The sequence below is a fragment of the Spinactinospora alkalitolerans genome, from assembly GCF_013408795.1.
GTDB classification, from domain to species: Bacteria; Actinomycetota; Actinomycetes; order Streptosporangiales; family Streptosporangiaceae; genus Spinactinospora; species Spinactinospora alkalitolerans.
This window is the reverse complement of the sequence record NZ_JACCCC010000001.1, coordinates 2,873,808-2,898,211: the sequence shown is the minus strand read 5'-3', so window position 1 is coordinate 2,898,211 and position 24,404 is coordinate 2,873,808. Positions and strand designations below refer to the sequence as shown.

The 24,404-nt window shown below is 73.3% G+C and carries 21 protein-coding genes and 1 pseudogene; 11 read left to right on the top strand and 11 right to left on the bottom strand.

All coding sequences use genetic code 11. From position 1 onward, the window contains the following. Positions 1 to 15: 15 nt before the first annotated feature. On the bottom strand, positions 16 to 3,324 hold the full coding sequence (locus HDA32_RS12770; protein WP_179643393.1) for an ATP-binding protein: 3,309 nt from the start codon (positions 3,322 to 3,324) through the stop codon (positions 16 to 18). Positions 3,325 to 3,451: 127 nt separating this feature from the next. Here HDA32_RS12770 and HDA32_RS12765 point away from each other — a divergent pair, with 127 nt between their 5' ends. After that, the gene (locus tag HDA32_RS12765; RefSeq protein ID WP_179643392.1) at positions 3,452 to 4,330 is read left to right on the top strand and encodes an alpha/beta fold hydrolase; all 879 of its coding nucleotides are present in this window, start codon (positions 3,452 to 3,454) and stop codon (positions 4,328 to 4,330) included. Between the two features lie 26 nt (positions 4,331 to 4,356). On the opposite strand, the gene HDA32_RS12760 is transcribed toward HDA32_RS12765, so the two are convergent. The 3 genes from HDA32_RS12760 to HDA32_RS12750 form a co-directional block, all read right to left on the bottom strand. Then, positions 4,357 to 4,812, bottom strand: a complete 456-nt coding sequence (locus tag HDA32_RS12760; protein ID WP_179643391.1) for an SRPBCC family protein — start codon at positions 4,810 to 4,812, stop codon at positions 4,357 to 4,359. A gap of 15 nt (positions 4,813 to 4,827) precedes the next feature. Further along, positions 4,828 to 5,145 carry an ArsR/SmtB family transcription factor gene (locus tag HDA32_RS12755; protein WP_179643390.1) on the bottom strand — a complete coding sequence of 106 codons (318 nt, stop codon included), beginning with the start codon at positions 5,143 to 5,145 and terminating at the stop codon, positions 4,828 to 4,830. Between the two features lie 107 nt (positions 5,146 to 5,252). Beyond that, entirely contained in the window at positions 5,253 to 5,798 is a 546-nt protein-coding gene (locus HDA32_RS12750) for a hypothetical protein (RefSeq protein ID WP_179643389.1), read from the bottom strand. A 156-nt stretch (positions 5,799 to 5,954) separates the two neighbouring features. Between HDA32_RS12750 and HDA32_RS31770 the strand changes: the two genes are divergently transcribed. From HDA32_RS31770 to HDA32_RS12735, 3 genes are all read left to right on the top strand, one after another. After that, complete coding sequence (locus HDA32_RS31770; RefSeq protein ID WP_179643388.1) at positions 5,955 to 7,202, top strand: sensor histidine kinase; 1,248 nt, start codon at positions 5,955 to 5,957, stop codon at positions 7,200 to 7,202. After that, a complete protein-coding gene (locus HDA32_RS12740) occupies positions 7,199 to 7,840 on the top strand; it encodes a response regulator transcription factor (RefSeq protein ID WP_179643387.1) in 642 nt (213 codons plus the stop codon). The genes HDA32_RS31770 and HDA32_RS12740 overlap by 4 nt, the downstream gene beginning before the upstream one ends. A 159-nt stretch (positions 7,841 to 7,999) precedes the next feature. Continuing rightward, the gene (locus tag HDA32_RS12735) at positions 8,000 to 8,812 is read left to right on the top strand and encodes a class I SAM-dependent methyltransferase (RefSeq protein WP_179643386.1); all 813 of its coding nucleotides are present in this window, start codon (positions 8,000 to 8,002) and stop codon (positions 8,810 to 8,812) included. An 87-nt stretch (positions 8,813 to 8,899) separates the two neighbouring features. On the opposite strand, the gene HDA32_RS12730 is transcribed toward HDA32_RS12735, so the two are convergent. Continuing rightward, positions 8,900 to 9,796, bottom strand: coding sequence for an NAD(P)H-binding protein (locus tag HDA32_RS12730; RefSeq protein ID WP_246334323.1), 897 nt, complete (start codon positions 9,794 to 9,796; stop codon positions 8,900 to 8,902). 44 nt (positions 9,797 to 9,840) lie between these two features. Between HDA32_RS12730 and HDA32_RS12725 the strand changes: the two genes are divergently transcribed. The 3 genes from HDA32_RS12725 (at position 9,841) to HDA32_RS12715 (ending at position 13,413) form a co-directional block, all read left to right on the top strand. Further along, positions 9,841 to 10,758, top strand: a complete 918-nt coding sequence (locus tag HDA32_RS12725) for an AraC family transcriptional regulator (RefSeq protein ID WP_179643385.1) — start codon at positions 9,841 to 9,843, stop codon at positions 10,756 to 10,758. 102 nt (positions 10,759 to 10,860) lie between these two features. Continuing rightward, the gene (locus HDA32_RS12720; protein WP_179643384.1) at positions 10,861 to 11,736 is read left to right on the top strand and encodes a phosphotransferase; all 876 of its coding nucleotides are present in this window, start codon (positions 10,861 to 10,863) and stop codon (positions 11,734 to 11,736) included. A gap of 63 nt (positions 11,737 to 11,799) precedes the next feature. Beyond that, positions 11,800 to 13,413, top strand: coding sequence for an MFS transporter (locus HDA32_RS12715; protein ID WP_179643383.1), 1,614 nt, complete (start codon positions 11,800 to 11,802; stop codon positions 13,411 to 13,413). A gap of 77 nt (positions 13,414 to 13,490) precedes the next feature. Here HDA32_RS12715 and bioB read toward each other — a convergent pair whose 3' ends face one another. The 3 genes from bioB to HDA32_RS12700 all read right to left on the bottom strand — a co-directional run bounded on the left by bioB (position 13,491) and on the right by HDA32_RS12700 (position 16,898). Further along, the gene (gene bioB / locus HDA32_RS12710) at positions 13,491 to 14,603 is read right to left on the bottom strand and encodes a biotin synthase BioB (protein WP_179643382.1); all 1,113 of its coding nucleotides are present in this window, start codon (positions 14,601 to 14,603) and stop codon (positions 13,491 to 13,493) included. A 565-nt stretch (positions 14,604 to 15,168) separates the two neighbouring features. Next, a complete protein-coding gene (locus tag HDA32_RS12705) occupies positions 15,169 to 16,131 on the bottom strand; it encodes a TIGR03557 family F420-dependent LLM class oxidoreductase (protein WP_179643381.1) in 963 nt (320 codons plus the stop codon). A gap of 206 nt (positions 16,132 to 16,337) precedes the next feature. Next, entirely contained in the window at positions 16,338 to 16,898 is a 561-nt protein-coding gene (locus HDA32_RS12700) for a TIGR03086 family metal-binding protein (RefSeq protein WP_179643380.1), read from the bottom strand. A gap of 349 nt (positions 16,899 to 17,247) precedes the next feature. Between HDA32_RS12700 and HDA32_RS12695 the strand changes: the two genes are divergently transcribed. Further along, positions 17,248 to 18,618: a sugar porter family MFS transporter gene (locus HDA32_RS12695; protein ID WP_179643379.1), complete on the top strand. Its 1,371-nt coding sequence runs from the start codon at positions 17,248 to 17,250 to the stop codon at positions 18,616 to 18,618. Positions 18,619 to 18,687: 69 nt separating this feature from the next. Here the strand turns inward: HDA32_RS12695 and HDA32_RS12690 are convergent. Both HDA32_RS12690 and HDA32_RS12685 read right to left on the bottom strand, forming a co-directional pair. Then, positions 18,688 to 19,265, bottom strand: a pseudogene (locus HDA32_RS12690) (Uma2 family endonuclease). Positions 19,266 to 19,377: 112 nt separating this feature from the next. Further along, a complete protein-coding gene (locus HDA32_RS12685) occupies positions 19,378 to 20,433 on the bottom strand; it encodes a sigma-70 family RNA polymerase sigma factor (RefSeq protein WP_179643378.1) in 1,056 nt (351 codons plus the stop codon). Positions 20,434 to 20,507: 74 nt separating this feature from the next. Between HDA32_RS12685 and HDA32_RS12680 the strand changes: the two genes are divergently transcribed. From HDA32_RS12680 to pabB, 3 genes are all read left to right on the top strand, one after another. After that, positions 20,508 to 20,870 (top strand): VOC family protein, encoded by a 363-nt coding sequence (locus tag HDA32_RS12680; RefSeq protein WP_179643377.1) that lies wholly within the window; start codon positions 20,508 to 20,510, stop codon positions 20,868 to 20,870. Positions 20,871 to 20,957: 87 nt separating this feature from the next. Beyond that, the gene (locus HDA32_RS12675; RefSeq protein ID WP_179643376.1) at positions 20,958 to 21,542 is read left to right on the top strand and encodes a DinB family protein; all 585 of its coding nucleotides are present in this window, start codon (positions 20,958 to 20,960) and stop codon (positions 21,540 to 21,542) included. A 166-nt stretch (positions 21,543 to 21,708) separates the two neighbouring features. Next, the gene (gene pabB, locus HDA32_RS12670) at positions 21,709 to 23,901 is read left to right on the top strand and encodes an aminodeoxychorismate synthase component I (protein WP_179643375.1); all 2,193 of its coding nucleotides are present in this window, start codon (positions 21,709 to 21,711) and stop codon (positions 23,899 to 23,901) included. Here the strand turns inward: pabB and HDA32_RS12665 are convergent. Next, the gene (locus HDA32_RS12665; protein WP_312863161.1) at positions 23,898 to 24,392 is read right to left on the bottom strand and encodes a MarR family winged helix-turn-helix transcriptional regulator; all 495 of its coding nucleotides are present in this window, start codon (positions 24,390 to 24,392) and stop codon (positions 23,898 to 23,900) included. The two genes, pabB and HDA32_RS12665, sit on opposite strands and share 4 nt — an antisense overlap. Positions 24,393 to 24,404 lie beyond the last annotated feature (12 nt).

Genomic DNA, 24,404 nt, shown 5'->3' with positions numbered 1-24,404 from the left:
CGGCAGCGGCGCCGCTCAATCGAGGTGGTTCAGCGCCGTCCGTGCGGCGGTCGCCCAGTGTGGCGCCCCGGCCTTGGCGGCGATGTGCAGGGCCCTGCGGTAGTGGTCTGCGGCTTCGGCCCGGCGCCCGAGCGTGCGGGCGAGGTCGCCGAGGTGGTGTGCGACGGGGCCGAGGGTCAGCAGGCCGCTGCCCGCACCGGCCAGCTCCCCGGCGGCGGGGAGCAGCCGACGGTACGCGCGCTCCATCGAGGGGCGGTCGGCGACGGCGACGGCGGCCCGTGCGGCCAGGCAGGTGAGCGCCTCGTTGAGCAGGTCGGGGGGTGCGTCCGGTACGGGTGCAGCCTCGCCGGGGGCCGCTGTCGGGGAGGTCAACGGGCGGGCCCACGGCGCGTAGGGCCCCCAGGCCGCCCGGGCGTCCGCCGGCGGGGGCTCCCCGTTCTGGATGCGCAGGCACAGCAGCGCGAGGGGGAGGATGCCCTGCTCGACGCCCGGCATACCGCTGTCGGCGAGCCGTGTGCCCGCGGTGCGGTACGCGGCTTCGGCCTCGGCCGGGTGTCCTGCGGCGGTCATCCGGAGCGCGGTGTACCACTGCGTGAACACGCCGACGAGCGGGATCTCGTACCGTGCGCCCAGCCGGTCGGCGGCCGCCGCGTGGGCGTCGGCGGTGCTGAAGTCGGCGAGCGCGGAGTGGGCCTGGACGAGGATGAGGTGGCCGAGCACTTCGAAGGTCACCAGGCCGTGCCGGGCGGCCAGTTCGACCAGTTCGGTGCCGGTCTCGGCACGCTGCGGTGCCAGTCCGGCACGCTGGAAGGACTGCATGAAGCGGGCGTTGAGGGCCAGGGCGAGCAGGGCCGGATCGCCGAGGCGACGGGCGATCGCCTCCGCCCGGCGGGCGGCGCGGCGGCCGCGGTCGGTGAATGTGCCGCGCAGCTCCAGGGCGATGGTGCTGAGCAGGCGGCTGCGCTGCTCCTCGCGGTTGTCGGGCAGGGCGGCCAGGGTGCGTTCGGCCGCCTCGGCGACCTGCCGGGCCAGCTTCTCGTCGTCGTTGCGCGTCCAGACGGCGGGCACGTCGAAGGCCGTGATGACCTCCGCCGTGAGATCCGGATCGCCCAACTCCTCGGCCGCGGCGACCGCCTCCGCGCGGTGCCGCCGGGCGGCCTCCAGCCGGCCGGTCACGGCCAGCGCCCGCACCATGCCCATGACCGCCTCCAGCCGGCCTCGGACGTCGCCGTCGCCCGAGCGGTCGTGGGCTGTGACGGCATCCCGCCACAGCCGGGCCGCCTCGTGCGGGGCGAACCGCCGTTCCGCCTGGAACGCCGCGGCCCGCGCGTAGCGCGCGGCCCGGGCGGCCGTGGCGCACGTGGCCGCCCGGCCGAAGTGGTGGGCGAGCGAGGAGACATCGTCGGGGCGCAGCGTTTCGATCGCTTCCGCGACGGCCGTGTGCCAATGCGCCCTGCGCGGGCGGGAGATGCCTTCGTACAGGGTGTCGCGCACCAGGACGTGCGCGAACCGCAGGTCATGGGTGTCCTGCTCGGTGAGGAAGCCCGCGAGCAGCGCCGCGTCCAAGGCGTCGAGCAGGCCGTCCTCGTCGTCCGACAGGGACGCCAGCAGGTCCGGATCGATGTCGCGGCCGATCACGGCCGCCTGCTGCAGCAGTCGCCGGGCCGATGGCGGCAGCGCGGCCATCCGGTGGCGGATGACGTCCCGGACACCGGCGGGAACCGCGTCGAGCGCGGCGCTCCCCTCACTGGAGAAGAGCCGGGCGAGCTCCCGGGCGAAGAAGGGGTTGCCGCCGCTGCGCCGGTGGATCGTGTGGACGGTCCGCGCGTCGATGTCGTGGTGGACGACGGCCCGGACGAGCTCCCCCGTCGCCGTCTCGGGCAGGCCGCCCAGATAGACCCGGACCGGTTCCCGAGGGGCGAGCCGGGCGAGGGCCCCGGCCAGCGCCGGGGAGATCTCACCGGTCCGGTAGGTCCCGATCAGCAGCACCGGCCCGGGGACCGCCTCCGTGACCAGGGCGGTGAGCAGCTCCAGGGTCTCCTCCCCGGCCCGGTGCAGGTCGTCGAAGACCAGCAGGACGGGGCCCCGGTCCGCCACCGAGGCCAGGAGGGAGACGGCTTCGCGAAGGGCGCGGAACCGGGCAGCGGCGGGGTCCGCAGCCGGTGCGGAACCCGTGTGGCCGCCGGAACCGTCGGGCCCGGCGGCCACGTCGGCCAGCGCGTCGGCGATCTGCGTCCAGGGCCAGGCGGCCGGTGCACCGTCGTGCTCGGGGCTGCGGCCCCAGGCCGTCGTCCACCCGCGTGCCGCCAGCCCCCGCGTGAACGTTTCGGCGAGGGCCGTCTTCCCCGCCCCGGCATCGCCGGAGACCAGCGCCACCCCGGTCACGCCGTGCTGCGCTGCGGCCGCGGCGGCCTGCTCCAGCAGCTCCAGTTCCTGTGCCCGGCCGACGAACGGGCGCGAGGCGGACTCGCGCGGCGGCGCCGTTGCCTCCTGCGGCGGATCGGGGCGCGCGGCGGCGACGGCTCGGGTGCGGGGAGTGAGGTGCGGCGCCTGGGCGAGGACGTCGGTCTCCAACCGCCGCAGTTCGGGGCCGGGGTCCACGCCCAGCTCCGTCACCAGGGTCTCGCGGGCCCGGCGCAGGGCTGAGAGGGCATCGCCCTGCCGACCGGAGCGGTACAGTGCCAGCGCCAGATGCCGCCAGGCGTTCTCGCGCAGCGGATGAGCCAGGGTGTGCGCCTCCAGATCGGGTACGGCATCGACCGCCCGGCCCAGTTCCAGGAGTGCCTCGGCCCGCCGTTCCACGGCCAGCAGCCGCAGCCCGTCCAGCCGGTCGATCTCGCCGCGCGCCCACGGGTAGGCGGTGAACTCCGCGTAGGCGGGCCCCCGCCACAGCGCGAGCGCCTCCTCCAGCCGGGCCGGCACTTCGCGGGCCCGCCCCTCGGTGAGCAGCGGGCCGCTCCGTGCCACGGTCGCCTCGAAGCGCCGGGCGTCGACCGCGTCCGGGGCGGCCCGGAGCGCATAGCCGGGTGGCGCGGTCACCAGCAGCCGGGCGGGCCGTCGCGGCGGCCGGCCCGGTTCCAGGGCCCGGCGCAGCCCGGAGACGAAGGTGCGGATCGCCGCCACGGCGCCGTCCGGGGGCGTCTCCCACAGGTCCTCGACGAGCCGGTCGACGGGGACGGCCCGGCCTTCGGCGATCACGAGCCGTGCCAGCACCGCCCGGTGCCGCGGCCCCTTCAGGGCGAGCGGCCCGCGTTCATCGGCGGCCTCCAGCGGGCCCAGCACGCGGAAGGCCACCGCCGCCGCGCCTGCCGCCTCCCCGCTCATGCCGCCCAATGTATCCGGCCGCCCGCCGTGTCTCCTGGTCGCCGGCTGCCGCGCTCAGCCGTTGCTCATCGGCTGCTCATCCGCGCCCGGCAGGCTCGTACCCGACCGAACAGCGGAAGGAATCACCGTGGAACCGAGGATCAACGGATTCGACCACCAGCGCGTCCCCGTCGCCGACGGCGTCGCGCTCAATACCGCCGTCGGCGGCTCGGGCCGTCCGGTCGTGCTGCTGCACGGATTCCCCCAGACCCATCTGATGTGGCGGCACGTCGCGGCCGACCTCGCCGCCGACCACACCGTCATCTGCCCCGACCTGCGCGGCTACGGCGACAGCGACAAGCCCGCCGACACCGACGGGCACGCCTACTCCAAGCGCACCATGGCCGCCGACATCGTCGCCCTCGCACGGGCCCTCGGCCACGACCGCTTCGCCCTCGCGGGCCACGACCGGGGTGCCCTGGTCGCCGTCCGCGCCGGCCTCGACCACCCGGACGCGGTCACCCACCTCGCCTCGCTCGACGTGCTGCCGACCCTGGACATGTGGGACGTGCTGCGCGGAACCTCCGCCGCCGTCGGCTTCCACCTCTACCTGATGGCCCAGCCGGCCGGCCTGCCCGAGCAGCTGATCAGCGGCAGCCCGGACGCCTTCTTCGGCCACTTCCTGGACGCCTGGACCCGCGACCCCGATGCGATCCCCGCCGATGTGCGAGCCGCCTACCTGCAGGCGTCCCGTGCGGCCGTCACCTCCATCGTCGCCGACTACCGGGCATCGGCCGGTGTCGACGTCGAGCATGACGAGGCCGACCGCCGGGCCGGGAACCGGCTGCGCATGCCGGTGTCGGTACTGCAGCAGGACTGGGGCGCGACTCTGGGATACGACGCCGCCGCGCTGTGGAGAGCGTGGGCCCCCGAGCTGCGGCACACCACGGTCTCCTGCGGCCACTTCATGGCGGAGGAGGCCCCGGCCGAGGTCGTCAAGGCACTGCGTGAACTCCTGACCAGGTAGGGCCCGGGCGCGGAACTCGCCGGCCGTCACCGCGCCGCCGCCCGGACCTCCGCGTCGAGCGCGGCGAGCTGGCCGCCGGCGCCCTGCTCGCGCCAGGCCGGCTTCTCGTGCCCGTCGAGGTAGGAGCCCTGCTCGGTGACCACCAGCCGGGTGCCCTCGTCGGTGGGGGCGAACTGCACGGTGGTGAGTGACGCCGTCGCCAGGGTCTCCTCGGCGTACAGGCCCGAGGTGTAGACGATCCGGGTGTCCGGGACGATCTCGCTGTAGACGGACTCGAAGGTCAGGACGCGGCCGTCGCTGTTGCGGCCGCGGCTCGTCTCGTGGCCGCCGACGCGGAAGTCGAGTTCGTGCTCGGCCTCCGGCCCGGCGAACCAGCGCGCTTTGGCTGCGGGGTCGGCCCACATGGCGAACACGCGGGCCGGCGGCGCGGGGTAGTCGCGCTCCAGGGTGAACGTGGCGTGCTTGACGGAAGGGACGGACATCGTGCTCTCCTCTTCTCATTCTGTGGTGGCGGGATCCTCGGCGAGCTGGTCGCCGAGCCGGTCGAGGCGGCGTTCCCAGTCGGTCCGCCGCCGGACGATCCATTCCTCGACCGACCGCAGCGGCTGCGGTTCGATGTGGCAGGTGCGGACCCTGCCGACCTTTTCGGACCGCACCAGTCCGCACGCTTCGAGAACCTGCAGGTGCTGCATGACCGCCTGCAGCGACATGGCGTGTGACCGCGCGAGCTCACTCACCGAGGCGGGGCCCCGGACGAGCCGCTCGACCATGGCCCGGCGCGTGGCGTCGGCCAACGCGTGGAACACCCGATCCATCTGACCACTTTGGTTAAGCATGTACTTGACTATGCCTCTCCACTCCGAGGAAGGTCAAGAGTCTGCTTAACTATCTTGTACCGCTCCGCCTCCATGGTGACCTGCGGCTACGCGGTGCGGGTGCGGCGGCGGTGGTAGGCGCACGTGACAACAGCCAACAGCGGTCCCCACGCCAAAAGCGGCGCGTAGGCCGCGACGACCCAGCCTCCCGGCGGTTCGGCATCGGGCTGCTCGGGAACGTCGAAGAGCCCCGGACTCAGCGCGCGGGCCTGTTCCGGGGTCACGAGGTGGAAGATTCCGTTGAGCACCGCATAGGCGCAGAGAAGGGTGACCGCGGCCGCGCCGACCGAGGCGGGGATGACGACCGCGCGGGTCGGGAGGCGCCGACCGCCCAGCAGCGGGACCCAGCGCGGCACGATCTCCCCCCACGAATGGACCAGTCCGAGCGTGAGCAGCCCCAGGCCCATCTCCACTGCGCTGAGCACCAGCAGGTACCAGCCGTCGGCCAGGTCGGTCGCCACCACGAGCTGAGCCCGCCACACGGACGACGGCAACAGGCACAACGGCACCGCGTAGGCGGCCCGGAACGCCCAGCGCGGCGTTCCGGGGGATACGGCGGCGCGACGGCCATCGGTGGTATGCGCGGTTCCCATGAGCGACTCCCGTCGTGTCGGACCCCTGTCCCGCTTCGGGTGGGCGGCGGCTCCAGCCTCGGTGCACCGGCCCTCCCGGGGCGCCACCCCGACGAGTGAAACGGATCCCTCACGTGGGGGATCCGCCCTCCCGCGGCCCTTTGGCAGGATGAGACCGTGTCCACCGCTGCGGCGTTTCCACTGCGCCCCGTCACCTATCTGAGAGTGGTGTTCCTGCTGCTCGGGTCGGCGCTCGCGCTGTCGTTCGCGCTACTCGACGGCACGCTGATCCTGATAGCGGCCCGGCACCTGGAGGACTGGCTCACGATCGTGATCGCGGCCGTCGTCGTGGCCGTGCCGCCGGTCCTGGTCGGGCTGGTGGCGCCGGCGCGCCAGGTCGAGGCCGTGGCGGCCGAGTCTCTGCTCGGCGTGGATTTCCCCGACGGCGTCCCAGGGCCCGCGCACCGCACCGAGCAACGGATACGCGCCGCGGTGTGGTTCGTGGTGCACGTGCTCGCCGGCGGCGTGGTCGTGGTCGACGCCGCGACGCTGATCCCGCTCGGTCTGGCGCTGATCGCGGCGCCCTTGAACCTGTCCGCGGGCGATCCGGTGTCCTCGGTGGACTGGCTGCGCGCCACTGGCGGTTGGAGCGATGCCTGGATGCCGTTCGCCGGTCTGGCATGCCTGGTGATCGCGGTGGCGATTCCGGTGGGGCTGGGGGCGTTGCTGGCGCGGGCCGCGCCGGCGCTGCTCGGCCCGTCCTACGCCGAGCGGCTGCAGCGCCTGGAGGCCGTCACCGCGCGGCTCACCGAGCGCAACCGGATCGCGCGCGAGCTCCACGACAGTGTCGGGCACGCGCTCAGTCTGGTGACCCTGCAGGCGGTCGCCGCCCGCAAGCTGCTCACCCGCGACCCGGAGTTCGCCGACGGCGCGCTGGAGACGATCGAGTCGACGTCCCGATCGGCGACCGCGGACCTCGATCACATGCTCGGCCTGCTGCGCGAGGGGGCGGCACGCAAGGGTGCCGACCGGTTCCCGGCGCCCGACCTGGAGGTGCTGGATGAGCTGGTCGCCGCCACCAGGGCCGCCGGACTGGACGTGCGGGCGGACGTCCACGGCAACCTCGGCGGCCTGCCGACCGTCATCAGCCGGGAGGCGTACCGGATCGTCCAGGAGGGGCTGACCAACGCCCTGCGGCACGCCGTCGACGCCTCAGCGCGCCTGCAGGTCGCGAAGCGGCCCGGCTGCCTGGCCGTCACGCTGGTGAACCCGACCGCGGCCGGAGCTCCGTTGCGCCCCGGCCGAGGGCTGCGGGGCATGGAGGAGCGGGTGCACGCCTTGGGCGGGTCGATCACCAACGTCGCCGACGGCGGCACCTGGAGTCTGGCCGTTGAGCTGCCGCTGCCCAAGGACGGTGCCGCATGATCCGGGTCCTGATCGCCGACGACGAGCCCCTGGTGCGTCGCGGCCTGCGCGCCATCGTCGACTCCGAGCCCGACCTCGAGGTGGTCGGCGAGGCCGAGGACGGGGTGGTCGCCGTCGAGGCCGCCCGGAGCCTGGCGCCCGACGTGGTGCTGATGGACATACGGATGCCGCGCATCGACGGAATCCATGCCACGCAACTGCTCGGCAGGGTCGGTGCCGGTCCGGCCGTACTCATCGTCACCACCTTCGAAAACGACGACTACGTTTACGGCGCGCTCCGCTGCGGCGCCCGCGGCTTCCTGCTGAAACGCGCAGAGGGCGAGCAGTACGCGGACGCGATCCGCACCGTGCACCGCGGCGACTCGCTGCTGTTCCCGGCCGCGGTCCGCAACCTGGTGGGCAGGCACGGCACCGTGCGCGGCACCGGCCTGGACCACGCGAACCTCACCGAGCGGGAACACGAGGTGCTGCGGATGATGGCGCGGGGGCTGTCCAATGTCGAGATCGCCGAAGAGCTCGTGCTCGGAGTGGAGACGATCAAGACCCACGTCCGGAACGTGCTGACCAAACTCGGGGTCCGCAGCCGGATCCAGGCCGTGATCGCCGCCTACGAGAGCGGCTTCGTCCCGATCCGGTGAACGTATCCACTCGCGATGGACCGGCCCCGGCAGGACGGATCGCCGGCGTGACGAGGCCCCGTACACGGGGGGCGTGTCCTCCGGCAGCGGAGCGCGCGGAAAAGAAGGGGACACGCTGCTGCGGGGAAACGTAGGGTGCCCGCCATGGAGAATTCGGGCATGAGCGCCGGGACCGCGGCGCAGATCGCGCTCAACCGCCGGATGTGGGACGAGAGGGTGCCGATCCACGCCGTGAGCGACTTCTACGACGTGGCCGGCTTCCGCGCCGGCGCCGAGGTCCTCGACCGGTTCCAGCTCGACGAGCTCGGCGACGTCGACGGCAAGGACCTCGTGCACCTCCAGTGCCACATCGGCGTGGACACCCTGGCCTGGGCGCGCCGCGGCGCCCGCGTCACCGGACTGGACTTCTCGGTCCCCGCCACCGAGGTGGCCCGCTCCCTGGCCGCCGACCTCGGCCTGGCCGAGCGCGCAGCGTTCGTCGCCGCAGACCTCTACGACGCCCCCGCCGCTCTGGGCGGCCGGCGCTTCGACGTCGTCTACACCGGGGCCGGCGCGCTGTGCTGGCTGCCCGACCTGCCGAGGTGGGGCGATGTCGTGGCGAGCCTGCTGCGCCCGGGCGGAGTGCTCTACCTCGCCGAGTTCCACCCCGTCACCGACATCCTCGACGACGAGCGCGGGGGCGAGGTCACCGGGGACTACTTCGACACGCGCGCCCGCACCTACGAGGCCCCGGGCAGCTACGTCGACTGGAACGCGCCGACCGTGCACAACACCAGCGTCGAATGGCACCACACCCTCGGCGAGGTCGTCACCGCCCTGGCCGCCGCCGGGCTGCGGCTGGAGTTCCTGCACGAGCGCGACGCCACCATGTTCCAGCGCTACGGCTCCCTCGTCCGCGACAACGGCCGCTACCGCTTCCCCGACGGCGCCCCGCGCCCTCCCCTGATGTACTCCCTGGCCGCACGCGCCTGAGCCGCAGGGCGCCCCGGAGCGCCCCGCGCGTTCGACGACCGGCCCGGACGCCGTCCTCCGGTTCCTTCGGGGACCCCGTGCGGACGGTCAGGCCCAGGCGCCGGCCGCGGCGGCGCGTGCGGCCCAGGTGCCGAAGTCGACCGGTTCGCGGCCGAGCGCCCGCTGCACCCCGTCGGCGGGTTCGGCCGTGTACCCGGCGCGGTGCAGCGCGAACATCGTGCCGAGGGCCTCGGCGGCGGCCTCGGGGTGGCCTTCGGCGAGCAGTTCGGCGCGGTACTCCTCCGGCGCCAGCTCCACGTACCGGATCGGGCGCCCCGCAGCCTCCGCGATCGTCTCGACGGCCGCGCCGAAGGTCAGCGCGCGCGGCCCCGACAGGTCGTAGACCCGCCCGGCGTGGCCGTCCTCGGTCAGCGCGGCCGCCGCGACCTCGGCGACGTCCTCGGCGTCGACGAAGGGCTCGGGCACCGCGCCGATCGGCAGCGCCAGGCGACCGGCCCGCAGCGAGGCCCGCCACAGGTCCTCGTCGAAGTTCTGGTCGAAGTTGTTGGGCCGCAGGACCGTCCACTCGGCGCCGGAGTCGCGCACGGCAAGCTCACCGGCGAGCATGCCCTGGCCGAATCCCTCGCCGACGTGGTCGATGCCGCGGCCGGACAGCGCCACGAAGCGGCGCACGCCCGCGGCCTCCGCCCGCTTGACGAAGTCGCGCACCGAGACCGGATCGTCCGGCGCGACGAGGTACAGCGCAGAAGCACCCGCCAGGGCGCCGTCCCAGGAGTCGGGCCGGGACCAGTCGAAGCGCACCTCGCCGGAACGGGCGGCCGCCCGCACCGACGCACCCGCCGCGCGCAGCCGCCGCACCAGTCGGCGTCCTGTCTTGCCCGTCGCGCCCAGGACCAGGATCTCGTTCGTGTCGTGTTCGTCGTCATGGCAGTGAGTCAACCGGTCCGGGGCGGCGCGGACCATGGCCGTGCGTCCGGGGTGCATGCGCGATCGTCCGGTGCGCCGGACGGCGCGTCTATCGTGGCGCCATGGACGCGTTCGACGATCTGCTGCGGGGTGTGCGGGGCAACGGGGCCGTGTTCGGCCGCTCCGTGCTGTCGCCGCCGTGGGCGCTGCGGTTCACCGACGACGCCTCCCTGACGCTGTGCGTGCCGCTGCGCGGCGAGGGGTGGATCGTGCGGGGCAGCGAGGAGCCGCGGCGCATAGGACTGGGCGACGCGGCGATCGTGCTCGGTCCGGAGCCCTTCGTGTTCGCCGACGAACCGGAGGCGGCCGCGCGGACGGAACTGCTGCGGGAGGCCCACTGCGGTGGCGCGGGCCCGGCGGGCGATCCGCCGCCGACCGGGGACCTCGCCGGACGCACGGTGCTGCTGGCCGCGGCCTACCACGTCCGGGACCAGGCGCCGCGGCGGCTGCTGCGGGTGCTGCCGCCCGTGCTGGTCGTGCCGGACGACCACGACTGCGCGGCGATGCGGGACTACATCGAGGCGCAGGTCGGCGGGGACCGGCCGGGCCGCCAGATCGTGCTCGACCGCCTGCTGGACTGGCTGCTGGTGTGCACGCTGCGGGACTGGTTCGACCGCCCGGAGGCGGATCCGCCCGCGTGGTACCGCGCGCTCGGCGACGACGTGGTCGGTCCGGCGCTGCGGGCCGTCCATGAGGCGCCGGAACAGCCGTGGACGATAGCGTCCCTGGCCGCGGAGGCCGGGGTCTCCCGCACCACGCTGGCCAAGCGGTTCACCGAGCTGGTCGGCGAGTCGCCGCTGGCCTACCTGACGGAATGGCGGATGACGCTCGCCGCCGACCTGCTGGCCGAGCCCGGCGTGACCGTCGGCGCGGTGGCGCGCCGGGTCGGGTACGCGGACGCGTTCGGCTTCAGCGCCGCCTTCAAACGGGTCCGGGGCGTCAGCCCGACCGCGGACAGGAACGGGGAACGGGTCGGCTGAGGCGGGCCGCCTCGGTGTGGTGATGCGGTCGCCGGGCCGCGCCGACCGCCCTCGCCGCGAAGTCGCTCGCGGGCGAGCGGGGGCTGTGGTGTCCTGGACGGCATGCCCGACACGCAGGTCTCCCAGCCGCCTCCTCGCCGCGTGCTCGACGCCTTCGGGCTCACCGGGGAGCCCGAGCCGCTGCCCGGCGGGCAGGGGCGCGCCTTTCGCGTGGGCGGGGCCGTCCTCAAACCGACGGACGATCCCCTGGAGGCGGAGTGGAGCGCCGGGGTCATGCGCGGTGTCGCCCGGGGGCATGGTTTCGCCGTCCCTGAGCCGCTGCGCGTCGGCACCGGTCGGCACGTCGCCCACGGCTGGACCGCCACCGCGCTGGTCGCGGGCGCCCCCGGGCCGAGCGGCCGATGGGGCGAGCTGCTCACCGCCGCCCGGGCCTTCCACGCGGCCCTGGCCCGGGTGCCGCGCCCCGGCTTCCTGGAGCGGCGCCGACACCCGTGGGCCGTCGCCGACCGCGTCGCCTGGGCCGAGCAGAGCGCCGACACCGGTTCCGAGGCCGCGGCGGTGCTCACCCGGCTGCTGCGGCTGCGCCGCCCGGTCGAGATGCCGTCCCAGATCGTCCACGGCGACCTGACCGGCAACGTGCTCTTCGCCGAGGGCGGGGACCCCGTGATCATCGACTTCTCGCCCTATTGGCGTCCGGCGGCCTACGCCGAGGCCGTCGTCGTCGCCGACGGCCTGCTGTACCACCCCGGGGAGGTCCCCGTCGCCGACGTCGGCGACGCCGGAGCCCAGTGGACGCAGATGCTGGTCCGGGCGCTCGTCTTCCGGCTGGTCGCCGCCTGCGAGCTGGCCGGTCCGGGCGGCCGGATCCCCGAGGAGGAGATCCGCCGGTTCACCGCGGCCGCGGCCGTCGTGGCAGCTCGCGCGGCCACGGCCGGCACCGGCCGCCAGGAGCCGCCCCCCGCCGACGGCCTCCGTTGACCTCGAGTTAACTGGAGCTCCTAGCCTCGCGGTGACGTCGAGACCGAGCCGAGGAGATCGAACATGTCCGAGACCGCGCACCGAGCGGGGCTCCGCGAGTGGATGGGGCTGGTCGTGCTGGCTCTGCCCGCACTGGTGATCGCGCTGGACTTCACCGCGCTGCACTTGGCCGTGCCGCACCTGAGCGCCGACCTCCAGCCCACGAGCACGGAGATGCTCTGGATCGTCGACATCTACGGCTTCATGATCGCCGGGCTCCTGGTCGCGATGGGCACGCTGGGCGACCGGATCGGTCGCCGCAGGCTGCTGCTGGTCGGCGGGGCCGCGTTCGGCGCCGCCTCGGCGCTCGCCGCCTTCTCCAGCAGCACCGAGATGCTGATCGCGGCCCGCGCCCTGCTCGGGATCACCGGGGCCACCCTGCTGCCCTCCACCCTCTCGCTGATCAGCAACATGTTCCGTGACCCGGTGCAGCGCAGGTTCGCCATCGCGGTGTGGTCGGCCAACTTCATGCTCGGTGGAGCCATCGGACCGCTGGTCGGTGGTGCTCTCCTTGAGATGTTCTGGTGGGGCTCGGTCTTCCTGCCGGCGGTACCGGTGATGCTCCTGCTGATCCTCTTCGGCCCGCTGGTGGTGCCGGAGTTCCGATCCGGCTCCGCGGGCCGCGTGGACCTGGTCGGCGTCGCGCTGGCGATGGCTTCGATCCTGCCCGTGGTGTACGGGATCAAGGAACTCGCCAAGGTCGGCCCGGCCGCGGCGCCGCTGCTGTCCATCGCCGCCGGAGCCCTCATCGGCTGGGTCTTCGTGCGGCGGCAGCGGCGGCTCACCGATCCACTGCTCGACCTGGCGCTCTTCTCCCACCGCGGGTTCAGCGTGTCCCTGGGGGCCCAGACCGCCGGCCTGTTCGTGCTGGCGGCGACGCAGTTCTTCCTCATGCAGTACCTGCAACTCGTGCTCGGGTTGTCCCCGCTGCGCGCCGGACTGTGGACCGTCCCGGCCATGGCCGCGGGAGTCGCCGCGACCCTGCTGGTCCCCTTCCTGACCCGCAGGGTCCGCCCGGTGCGGGTGATCACGGGGGCGTTCGCCCTGGCGGTGGCCGGTCTCCTGATCATCGCCGCGGCCGGGTCCTCGGGGCCGGCCCTCGCCGTCATCGGCTTCACCGTCCTCAGCTTCGCCGTCAACCCGGCGATGGTGCTGACCTACGACATGATCATCGACAGCGCCCCGCCGGAGCGCGCCGGGACGGCCTCGGGGACCGCGGAGACCGGAAACGAGCTGGGCATCGCGCTCGGCGTGGCGATCGCCGGAAGCATCGGCGCCGCTGTCTACCGCCGTCAGTTGACGGGGGAGGCCCTTCCCGCGGACACGCCGCCGGAGGTGGCCGAGGCCGCCCGCGGCACCCTCGGCAGCGCGGTCGCGGCCGCCGAGGAGCTGCCCGGCCAAGTCGGTGAGCAGTTGTTCGCCGTGGCCCGCGACGCCTTCATGCAGGGGATGCGGCTGACCACCATCGTGCTGGCGGTGCTGCTGGCCGGTGTCGCGATCACCGTCGCGGCGCTGCTGCGGGGCACGGGCGCCGCCGCTGCGGACCGCGACGGGATCGCGGACGGCGGCAGCGGCGAGGACGACGGGCACAGCGGCGGGACCGAGTTCTCGGCCTCCACCAAGAGCGGTGAGCTGTAGCGGCGGTACCGCGCCGGCGCCCCCCCGGACGGTTCCTCCTCCGGGGACATCGGCGCGTCCGCGGGGCGGCCCGGTGGTCAGGCGTTGGGGGGCAGGGCGGTGCCGGCTCCGCGACGGCGGGGTTTGACCAGGTCGCGGCGGTGGGCGGGCTCGGCCGCCGCACCGTTTCCACTGCCTCCGTCGGCGCCGCCGGAGTCGGTGGCGGGGTCGGCGGCTGGGTCGTGCACGGTGAATCCGGCGTCGCGGATCATCTCCAGGTCGGCCGCGCCCGCCTGGCCTTCGCTGGTGAGGTAGTCGCCGAGGAAGATCGAGTTGACGACGTGCAGCGCCAGCGGCTGCAGCCCGCGCAGGTGGATTTCGCGGCCGCCGGCCAGGCGGACCTCGGCGTCGGGGAAGACCAACCGGGCGGCCACCAGAATGCGCAGGCAGCGCCGCGGGTCCAGGTCCCACTTCCCGGCCAGCGGGGTCCCCTCGAACGGGATGAGGAAGTTGACCGGAACCGAGTCCGGCTCCAGTTCGCGCAGCGCGGTCAGGGCGTCGATCAGGTCGTCGTCGGTCTCTCCCATGCCCGCGATGAGGCCCGAGCACGGCGACAGACCCGCGTGCTTGGCCCGCTGCACGGTGTCGACGCGGTCGGTGAAGTCGTGGGTGGTGCAGATGTCGCCGTAGCGCTCGCCGGAGGTGTTGAGATTGTGGTTGTAGGCGTCCACGCCCGCCTCGCGCAGCCGCTCGGCCTGGCCGTCGGAGAGCAGGCCGAGGCAGGCGCACACCTCCACATCGGGGTGGTCGTCCTTGATCTGCTCGATGGTCGAGCCCAGGCGGTCCACGTCGCGGTCGGTGGGGCCGCGGCCGCTGGCCACGAGGCAGACCCGTGCCGCGCCGGCGCCGACGCCGCAGTCGACGGCCTCGCGGGTCTGCTCGGGGCGCAGCCAGGTGTACTTGACGATGTCGGCCGCCGACCCCAGGCGCTGGGAGCAGTAGGAGCAGTCCTCGGGGCACAGGCCGCTCTTGAGGTTCACCAGGTAGTTGAGCTTGACCCGACGGCCGAAGTGGCGCCGCCGCACCCTGAACGCCGCGGCGACGGCGTCGAGCAGGTCATCGTCGGAGCAGGTGAGCACGGACAGCAACTCCTCGCGGGAGAGCGGTTCGCGCCGCAGGGCCTTGTCAGCGAGGGGTTCGAAGATCGTCATGGGGACGATCATCGGGGACCCCGATCACACTGCGCAGCGGACGAACGCGCCAAAACTTCGGCGCGGTGCTTTGTGGACCACCCACGAGCCGCCCGCCTTCCTCTGACCGGGGATGGTCGCTGCGGGGCCGCGGCCACACCGGCTCCGTGCAGAACGTCGACCACGGGCCGGTCGAGCTCGACGCGGAGGTCGCGCGGGTGCTCGGTGAAGGCACGGACGTCCGCAGCGTGGTATTCCGGGGCGTCCCCTCCCGTGTTCTGGCTCGCGGCGTTCCGGTGATGACGCCGCGCGGTCGCTCCACGCCCCCGCCCGCCCACTTCCGCCTCTCCGCGTAGTGCGCCCGCTCCTCCTCATCCACCTCCGGGAGGTCGGCCTCGGAAGCCGATCCCGCCGTTGATGTGCACTCCGGCCACACGGTCGGGGACGGCCTCGGCGATCTCCGGCGCCACGGAGGCGCCGAGGTCGCCGCCGTGGGCGCGGCGCCGGGACCGACACCAGGGACCGTTCAGGACGGTTTCCGTCCTGGATTCACGAGGAGGCGGTGATCGGGACCGCCGGGCGCCGCTCAGCGGCGCTTCTTCAGCTCCGGCAGCACCTCGTCGCCGTAGAACTCGAAGAAGTCGTCCTGGCGGTGCCCGACCTGGCCGACGTAGACGTCGTCGATGCCGGCGTCCACGTACTCCTGAAGGGCGTCGAGGTGGCGCTGCGGGTCGGGGCCGCACGGCATCGACTCGGCGATGCGCTCGGGCGTGATGAGTCCGGAGAGCTGCTCGTAGTGGCGCGGCAGCGGCAGCAGTTGGGACGCCTCGCCCGGGATCGCGTCGTTGGGCCACTTCTCGCAGGCGTAGCGCGCGGCCTCCTCGGCGTCGCTGCCCCAGCAGGCCTTCATCCCGGCCTGGATCGGCTTGCCCGCGCCGCCGCTGTCACGGAAGACCTCGATGGTGGAGGTGTCGGGTCCCATGAGGACCAGGCCGTCGCCGATGCGGCCGGCCATCCGCGCCGCCTTGTCGCCGAACGCCGAGACGTAGACCTGCGGGGCCTGCTCCGGCAGCGTGTACAGCCGGGCGGTGTCGACCTTGTAGTGCACGCCGTCGTGGTTGACCAGCTTGCCGGTCCACAGTTCACGCATGACCTCGACGGCCTCTTCGAGCATCTCGCGCCGTTCCGCCGCGGCCGGCCACGGGTCGCCGAGGATGTGCTCGTTGAGCGCCTCGCCGGTCCCCACCCCGAGGGTGAACCCGCCGCGCACCTGCGCCGCCGAGGTCGCCGCCGCCTGGGCGACGATCGCGGGGTGGATGCGCACCATGGGGCAGGTCACGGCGGTGCCGATCGGCAGCGAGGTGACCTCGCCGATCGCGCCGATCACCGACCACACGAAGGCGCTCTGCCCCTGGACGTCGAGCCACGGGTGGTAGTGGTCGGAGATCCACAACGCCTCGAACCCCGCCTCCTCGGCCCTGCGGGCCTGCCGGATGAGTTCACGCGGTGAGTGCTCCTCCGTGGCCAGGAAATACCCGAAACGCGACAAGGCGGTCCTCCAAGGCGGCAAGCGTGGTCAAAAGGCACCGGCCGACCGTCTTTCCCCGTGACGGCCGGCCGGTGTGGGTCCCATCCCGCAGGGTCGTGCTATCCGGATCGCCGCGTCTCTAACAAAAAATCCGGCGCGATTCGGCCGGTGCCCCCGAACATCCGCATTTGCCGGGAAACGTCTCCCTCCCTCCGGGACCGGACGGTTCAGGGGCGCCGTCCGGTGGCCGCGAGCAACCGGGTCTGGGCGTCGGCGTCGGCGGGGACCTCGACGGGCGGATCGAACAGCCCGCTGGCGCCGAAGTCCTGCCGCCCCACCCATTCCTCCAGCGCCTCGGCCAGCCCGGGGTCGAGCTTGTCGTCCTCCCCGATCGCCCTGGCCAGGTCCCAGGCGTGCACGGCCAGGTCGAAGGTCATCTGCCACAGGTAGACCGTCGCCGGCGCGTCCCCGAACGACAGGTGCACGGTGGAGTCCAGCACCCCCGGCCGCAACCAGGCGGCGCGCGCCTCGCGGGCGGCGATCTCCCAGGTGGCGGCGGGCTCCTCGCCCAGCCGGTCGCCGCCGTAGCGGTCGCCGGCCTCCTCGATCGTGCCGCCGGCCAGCAGGTGCGGCGCCCACAACTGCTCCTGGACCAGATGGTTGACCAGGTCGTGGACATCCCACTGCGTGCACGGCGTCGCATCGGCCCACTGGTGCAGCTGCACGGCGCGCACGCGCCGGTCGAACTCCGCCATCGCCTCGCCGTGGAGGTCGAGTGGTTCCGGCATGGTTCTTCTCCGTCCTTGGCGTCTTCCTCGCGACGTGGCCTGCCTACCCACTGTGCCCCGGGAGCAACGTCGCCGGGGCGGTCGACGCCGCGGACGAGCAGGCCACGGACGAGACGAGTGCGCTGAGTCACCCACCGGTGACCCGACGCGCGTGTAAGGCCGCGTTTTTCCGGAAGGTGACTCGTGTCACGGCTGTGTCGTACCGGTGGCCCTCACTCCCCGTGAGGGCCTTGAAGGGGTCCGCGTGAACAATCGGGTCCGATCCGGACGAGACGGATCGAAGGACGAACCCGGCTAGGAGTATCTCGTGTCAAGAGCAGGCCCAGAAGGAGCCAAAACCGGTGATGAGATGAACATCGTCCACGTGGCGCTCATCGCGGGAGCCGCCGCGATGGGCGGATTCCTCTTCGGCTACGACAGTTCGGTCATCAACGGGGCCGTCGCTGCCATCGAGGACCATTTCCAGGTCAGTTCCGCCGTCACCGGCTTCACCGTCGCCGCGGCCCTCCTCGGGTCGGCCGTGGGTGCGGCCATCGCCGGAGGCATGGCCGACCGGTTCGGGCGCATCCGCGTCATGCAGATCGCCGCCGTGCTGTTCGCGGCCAGCGCCATCGGCTCGGCGCTGCCGTTCACCATCTGGGACCTGATGGCGTGGCGGGTCGTCGGCGGCATCGCGATCGGCATCGCCTCGGTGATCGCGCCGACCTACATCGCCGAGGTCTCCCCGCCAGCCTACCGCGGCCGACTGGCCTCGCTGCAGCAGCTCGCCATCGTGCTGGGCATCGCGCTGTCCCAACTGGTCAACTACGGCCTCGCGGTCGGCGCCGGCGGCAGCGCGCTGGACTACATCGGCCCGCTGCAGGCATGGCAGTGGATGCTGGGCGTGGAGGTGCTCCCCGCACTGCTGTACTTCGTGCTGAGTCTGGGGATTCCCGAGTCGCCGCGCTACCTGGTGCGCATCGGCAAGGTCGAACGGGCGCGCACCGTCCTGCGCGAGGTCGAGGGCGGCGACATCGAGTACCGGATCACCGAGATCCGCCGTGCGCTGGGCTCGGAGACCAAGCCCCGGCTGAGCGATCTGCGCGGTCGGTTCGGGCTGCTGCCGATCGTGTGGATCGGCATGGCGCTGTCGGCGTTCCAGCAGTTGGTCGGCATCAACGTGATCTTCTACTACTCCGCGTCGCTGTGGCAGTCGGTCGGCGTGCAGGAGACCAACGCGCTGCTGCTGAGCCTGTTCACCTCCATCGTCAACATCATCGGCACGTTCATCGCGATCGCCCTGGTGGACAAGATCGGCCGCAAGCCGCTGCTGCTCATCGGCTCGGCCGGCATGGCCGTCGCGCTGGGGATGACCTCCTACGCCTTCAGCCACGCCCAGGTCGCGGGGGACGATGCGAACCTGCCGTTCGAGTGGGGCGTCGTCGCGCTGCTGTCGGCCAGCTCCTTCGTGCTGTTCTTCGCGCTGTCCTGGGGCGTGGTCGTGTGGGTGCTGCTGGGGGAGATGTTCCCGCTGCGCATCCGGGCGGCGGCGATGGCCGTGGCGACGGCGACGCAGTGGGTCGCGAACTGGCTGGTCACGGTCACCTTCCCGAGCCTGCGGGACTGGAGCCTGCCGGGCACCTACGCGATCTACACCGCGATGGCGGTGCTGTCCTTCGTCTTCGTCTGGAAGCTGATCCGAGAGACAAAGGGCCGGACCCTGGAGGAGATGGGCACCTGACCGCGCCCCGCTCTCCCGCATGGGGCCGCGACCGGAACCGAAGCCCTCGGTCGCGGCCCCGGCTGCCGGTCAGAGCCGGTCGATCTCGGCCAGGTCGATGTCGATGTCGAACGGGACGGTGAGCTTGAGCCGGTCGTGGTGGATGCCGGTGAGCGCATAGGCGCCCGTGGCCGGGTCAAGCTCGTAGACGTAGACGGTCGGCCGTCCCGACACCTCCTCGACCCGCCAGAAGTGGGTGATCCCGGCTCTGGCGTAGAGCTGCGGCTTGCGCTCGCGGTCGCGTTCCTCGGAGTCGGGGGAGACCACCTCGACCGCCAGCTCCACGGCTTCGGGACGGTAGGAGCTTTGCTCCATCCCTCCCTCGCCTTCGGCCCGCACGACCAGCACGTCGGGCTCGGGCCGCTGCCGCGGCCCCAGGGTCACCGTCATCTCCCGCCGCACCCGCAGACGGGCCGGAACGCGGCCCGCAGTCCCTGCCCCAGCAGGTGGACGGTCAGCATGTGGAAGAGCTTCTGCGGACTCGCGAAAACGAGGCTTCCGTCGATCCGTTGGGTGTGCGGGGGAAGGTCGGGCAGCCGGTCGAGATCGTCGGCGGTGAACCCGTCGGGGGGCGGCACCAGCCAGTCCGGTACGGGTTGGGCGCTCATGAAAATCAGGGTTTCCTCGTGGTCGGTCCGCCGATGCGGCTCAGCTTAGTCGGCAGGCCCCGGTCCCACGGGGTGGGAGGCGACGGCGTTCGGGCCGGGTGTCGCCGCCGGGTCAGGGCAGTGATGCGGGCAGGCCGAAGAGCGGGAAGTGGTCGCGGCCGATGAACGAGGTGATCTCGGCGATCCGCGCGCCGCGCAGGGTCAGCACGGTGATCGACCAGCCGAGGTGCGCGCCGGCGTCGTCGTCCCAGAGGTAGAAGCCCACGGCGGACTGGCCGTTGGCACTGGTCGGGAGATGCCGCCAGCTTCCGCATCCGGTCAGCGGGACCCGCACGGCGAAGTCGGTGACGGCGTCGAGGCCGCGGTACCAGTGCGCCAGCGGCGGCATCGACCAGGTGACGTCCTCGGTCAGCAGCGCGACCAGGCCGTCGGCGTCGCCGCGTTCCAGTGCGGCGGAGTACCCGACGGCGATCTCCCGCAGGCGCGCGTCGCCGATGTCCCGCAGCGTCTGCTGCTGGGTGCGGGAGGGGACCTTTTCCGCGACGATCCGGCGGGCCCGCGCCAGGGCGGAGTTCACCGACGTGGTCGAGGTGTCCATCATGGTGGCGATCTCGGCGGCGGAGAAGCCGAGGACCTCGAAGAGCAGCAGCGCCGCCCGCTGGTTGCCCGGCAGGTGCTGCAGGGCGGCGACGAAGGCGAGTTCGACGGCTTCGCGCTGCTCGTAGCGCGCGTCGGGGCTGAGCCGGCCGTCGCCGAGGCCCGCGTCGGGGTAGGGGCCCAGCCAGGCGATGTCGCCCAGTGGGGCGTCGCCGACCACGGCGCGGTCGCTGGACGGGCCGAGGTCGACCGGCAGCGCCCGCTTGCCGCGGCGTTCGACGGTGTCCAGGCAGGTGCGGGTGGCCACGGTGTAGAGCCACGAGCGCAGCGAACTGCGGCCCTCGAAGCGCGCGAGCCCCCGCCACGCCCGCAGCAGGGCGTCCTGCAGGGCGTCGTCGGCGTCGTGGGTGGAGCCGAGCATGCGGTAGCAGTGGGCGTGCAGCTCCCGGCGCAGGGGCTCCACGAGGCGGGTGAACGCGGCGTCGTCCCCGTCGCGCGCCCGATCCAGATCGGGCCCCTCGGCACCCTCCGCTGCCGTATCCGCGGACCGCGCGGAAAAATCGTCGCTCATGAGCGACGATTCTGCCCCATGGCAGCAGTCTCCTTCTCGACCGAGCATCACCGCCCCTGCCGAGGAGGACCCTCATGACGCCGACCGGACACCACCCCGCGCCCGCGTGGTTCGACATCTCCAGCCCCGACGCCCCGCGAGCGCGGCGCTTCTACCGGGAGATGTTCGGCTGGCCGGTGAACGCCCTGGACGAGAGCTACGCGCTGGTGGGCGCGGAGGGCGGCCGACCGGCGGGCGGAATCGGCCAGGCCGGTCCCGGCAGCCCCTACACCGGGATCGTCGTCTACTTCCAGGTCGACGACGTCGACACCGCGCTCACGCGGGTCGAGCGGCTCGGCGGCAGCCGAACGCTGGACCCGCAGAGCCTGCCCGGCATGGGGCGGATGGCCGTGTTCACCGATCCCGACGGCAACCCCGTCGGCCTGCTGAGTCCCTGACCTCCGCGACAGCGGGGCACCGACGACCCGACCGATCCGCCCCGGACGCGCAGGAGGCCACGACCCGATACAGGAGGCAGCCCGGCCATGACGGAACCGAAATCAGATCTGCACCGTTACCTGCAGGAGGCCCGCGAAGCCCTGCTGTGGAAGCTCGACGGGCTCTGCGAGTACGACGTCCGCCGCCCCATGACGCCCACCGGCACCAACCTGCTGGGATTGGTCAAGCACCTGACCGGCGTGGAGCTGCTGTACCCGGGATACGTGTTCGGCCGGCACTTCGGTGAACCGGTGCCCTGGTTCGGCCCTGACGCGGAACCCGACGCGGACATGTGGGCGACCGCCGAGGAGTCGCGCGACGAGATCGTCGGACTCTACCGCCGGGTGTGGACGCACTCGGACGAGACGATCGCCGCGCTGGCGCCGGATGCCGTCGGCCGGGTGCCGTGGTGGCCGGACGACCGGAGCGAGGCGACGCTGCACCGGGTACTGGTGCACGTGATCGCCGAGATCCATCGGCACGTCGGGCACGCCGACATCGTGCGGGAGCTCGTCGACGGGGCCACCGGACTGCGGGAGGACGACCGCAACATGGCGCCGGGCGACCAGGCGTGGCGGGAGAGCCATCGGAGCCTGTTGGAGCGTACGGCCCGGGAGGCCGCCCGGAGCTGACCCCGCCCTGCTGCCGCGTCCGCACGCGGCGGCCGCACCGCGGCCCCCTCACCGGCGCCGACCGGGAGAACGGCGCACCGTCCGCTCCGGGGTGGCGCGCCCCTCCCGCTTTTCGTGCGCCTTAACCTGGAATGTCGCGATCGGCCGGCGAGGGGAGGCTGCGGGCGTGCGCGTGCTGCTCGTGGACAACCACGACTCCTACACCTACAACCTGTTCCAGTTGATCGCCGAGGTGGTCGGGGTGGAGCCGACCGTGCTGACCAATGACGACCCGCGCTGGGACACCGTCGACCCGGCCGGCTTCGACGGCGTGGTGATCTCGCCGGGACCGGGCCGGCCCCAGCACGCGCGCGACGTCGGCCGTGTGCCGCGCCTCCTGGACCGCCCGGACCTGGCCGTGCTCGGGGTGTGCCTGGGCCACCAGGCGATCGCGCACGCGGTCGGCGCCCCGGTCGTCTCGGCGCCGGTCCCGCGACACGGGCACCTCAGCCGGGTGCACCACACCGGCGAGGAGCTGTTCGCCGGAGTGCCGCAGGACTTCACCGCGGTCCGCTACCACTCGCTGCGCGTGTGCGAACCGCTGCCGCCGGAGCTGGCCGCGACCGCCTGGGCCGAGGACGGCGTGGTCATGGCGCTGCGGCACCGCGCGCTGCCGCGCTGGGGCGTGCAGTTCCACCCCGAGTCGATCGCGAGCGAGCACGGGCGCGCGCTGATCGCGAACTTCCGCGCGCTGGCCGCCCGGGCCCGCGGCGCCAGGACGGTCCACTCCGCCCCGGCGCGGGTGACCGAAACCCGGGAGGAGGACGCGGACGCGGAGCCGTCCGAAATTGGCCGGACGGGGAGAGTGTCCCGAAGTGCCCATTCTGAACTGGGTGAACATCGGACCTCGGTGTCCGAAACCCCGGCGCGGGGCGGGCGTCCGCACCCCGGGCCGCTGCGTTATCGGACGCTGCCGGGCGCCGTGGACGCCGAGGCCGCCTTCGTCCGGCTGTACGGCGAAAGCGAGCACGCCTTCTGGCTGGACAGCAGCCTGGCCGCGGACCCGGCCCGCTTCTCCTTCCTCGGCGACGCCGACGGGCCGGGCGGCGAGGTGCTGACCTACCGGGTCGGCGAGGGCGCCGTGACCGTCCGCGCCTCCTCCGGCGCCCGCCACCGCGAGCCGGGGAGCATCTTCGACGTGCTGCGGCGCCGCGTCGCGCACCGGCCGCGCGCGCTCGCCGACCTGCCGTTCGACTTCACCGGCGGCTACGTCGGCTACTTCGGCTACGAGCTCAAGGCCGACTGCGGGGCCGCCGCCGCGCACCGCGCGCCGACGCCCGATGCGGTGTGGCTGCGCTGCGACCGCTTTCTCGCCGTCGACCACGTCGAGGACCGCACCTACCTGGTGGCGCTGGGACCCGGCGCCGAGGAGTGGCTCGCCGCGACCGCCGACACGCTCTCCGGACTGGCGCCGGCCGGGGCGCGCCCCGGCCCGACCCCCGGCCCGACCGCCGACCCCGAACCGCACCTGGAGCGCCCCCGGGAGGGCTACCTCACCGACGTCAAGGAGTGCCTGGGCCACCTCGCGGCGGGGGAGAGCTACGAGATCTGCCTGACCAACCGGCTGCGCCTGCCCGCGCCAGCCGACGACCTGGTCTTCTACCGGCGGCTGCGCCGGATGAGCCCGGCGCCCTACGCCGCGCTGCTGCGCCTGGGGGAGACGACCGTGCACAGCGCCTCACCCGAGCGGTTCCTGCGCGTCGACGCCGAGGGCGTGCTGGAGAGCCGCCCCATCAAGGGCACGGCGCCCCGCCGCGCCGATCCGGCCGAGGACGCGCGCCTGGCCGAGGAGCTGCGCACCAACGCCAAGACCCGCGCGGAGAACCTGATGATCGTGGACCTGCTCCGCAACGACCTGGGCCGGGTGTGCGAGGTCGGCAGCGTGGAGGTGCCGGCGTTCATGTACACCGAGTCCTACGCCACCGTCCACCAGCTCGTCTCCACGGTCCGCGGCCGACTGCGCCCGGACGTGTCCCCGGTCGAGGCGGTCCGCGCCTGCTTCCCCGGCGGGTCGATGACGGGGGCCCCGAAGCCGCGCACCATGGAGATCATCGACGGCCTGGAGTCGAGCGCACGGGGCGTCTACTCCGGCGCGCTGGGCTACATCTCCCACGGCGGGACCGCGGACCTGAGCATCGTCATCCGCACGGCGGTGCGGACCGGGGACGACCTGACGATCGGGGCCGGTGGCGCCATCGTCCTGGACTCCGATCCCCGGGACGAGTACGACGAGATGCTGCTGAAGGCCTCGGTCCCGCTGCGCGGCCTCCCCCCGTCCGCACCGGAGCCGGACGTCCCCGTTCCCGGCGAGCGCGACTAGGAGCGGGTGGCGCCCTCCAAAGGGGCGAGGACCTTGGTCAGCAGTGCGGCGAGGCGGTCGCGTTCGGCCTGGGAGAGGGCTACCAGGACATCGGCCTCGGCGTGCAGGCTCCGCGGTAGCAGCCGGTCGATGAGCGCGCGGCCGGCGTCGGTGAGGCGCACGTCGACCTCGCGGCGGTCGCGGGCGGAGGCGGTGCGGGTGAGCAGTCCGTCGCGCTCCAGCTTGGCCAGGCGCTTGGTGGTCGCGGCGCCGGAGGAGAGCGTCTCGCGGGTGAGCTGGCTCGGGCGCAGCCCCACGTCGGCCCGGCGCAGCGCGCTGAGCACCTCGAACTCCGGTCGGATGAGACCGGCCTCGGCGAACGTCTCCTCGGTGATCTGGTTCACGAGGGCGGCCATCCGAAGGACGCGCCCCACCACCTCCATGCTGGACACGTCCAGGTCAGGACGCTGCTCACGCCACTGAGCGGAGATACGTGCCACGGTGTCACCCACCGAAAACTCCTT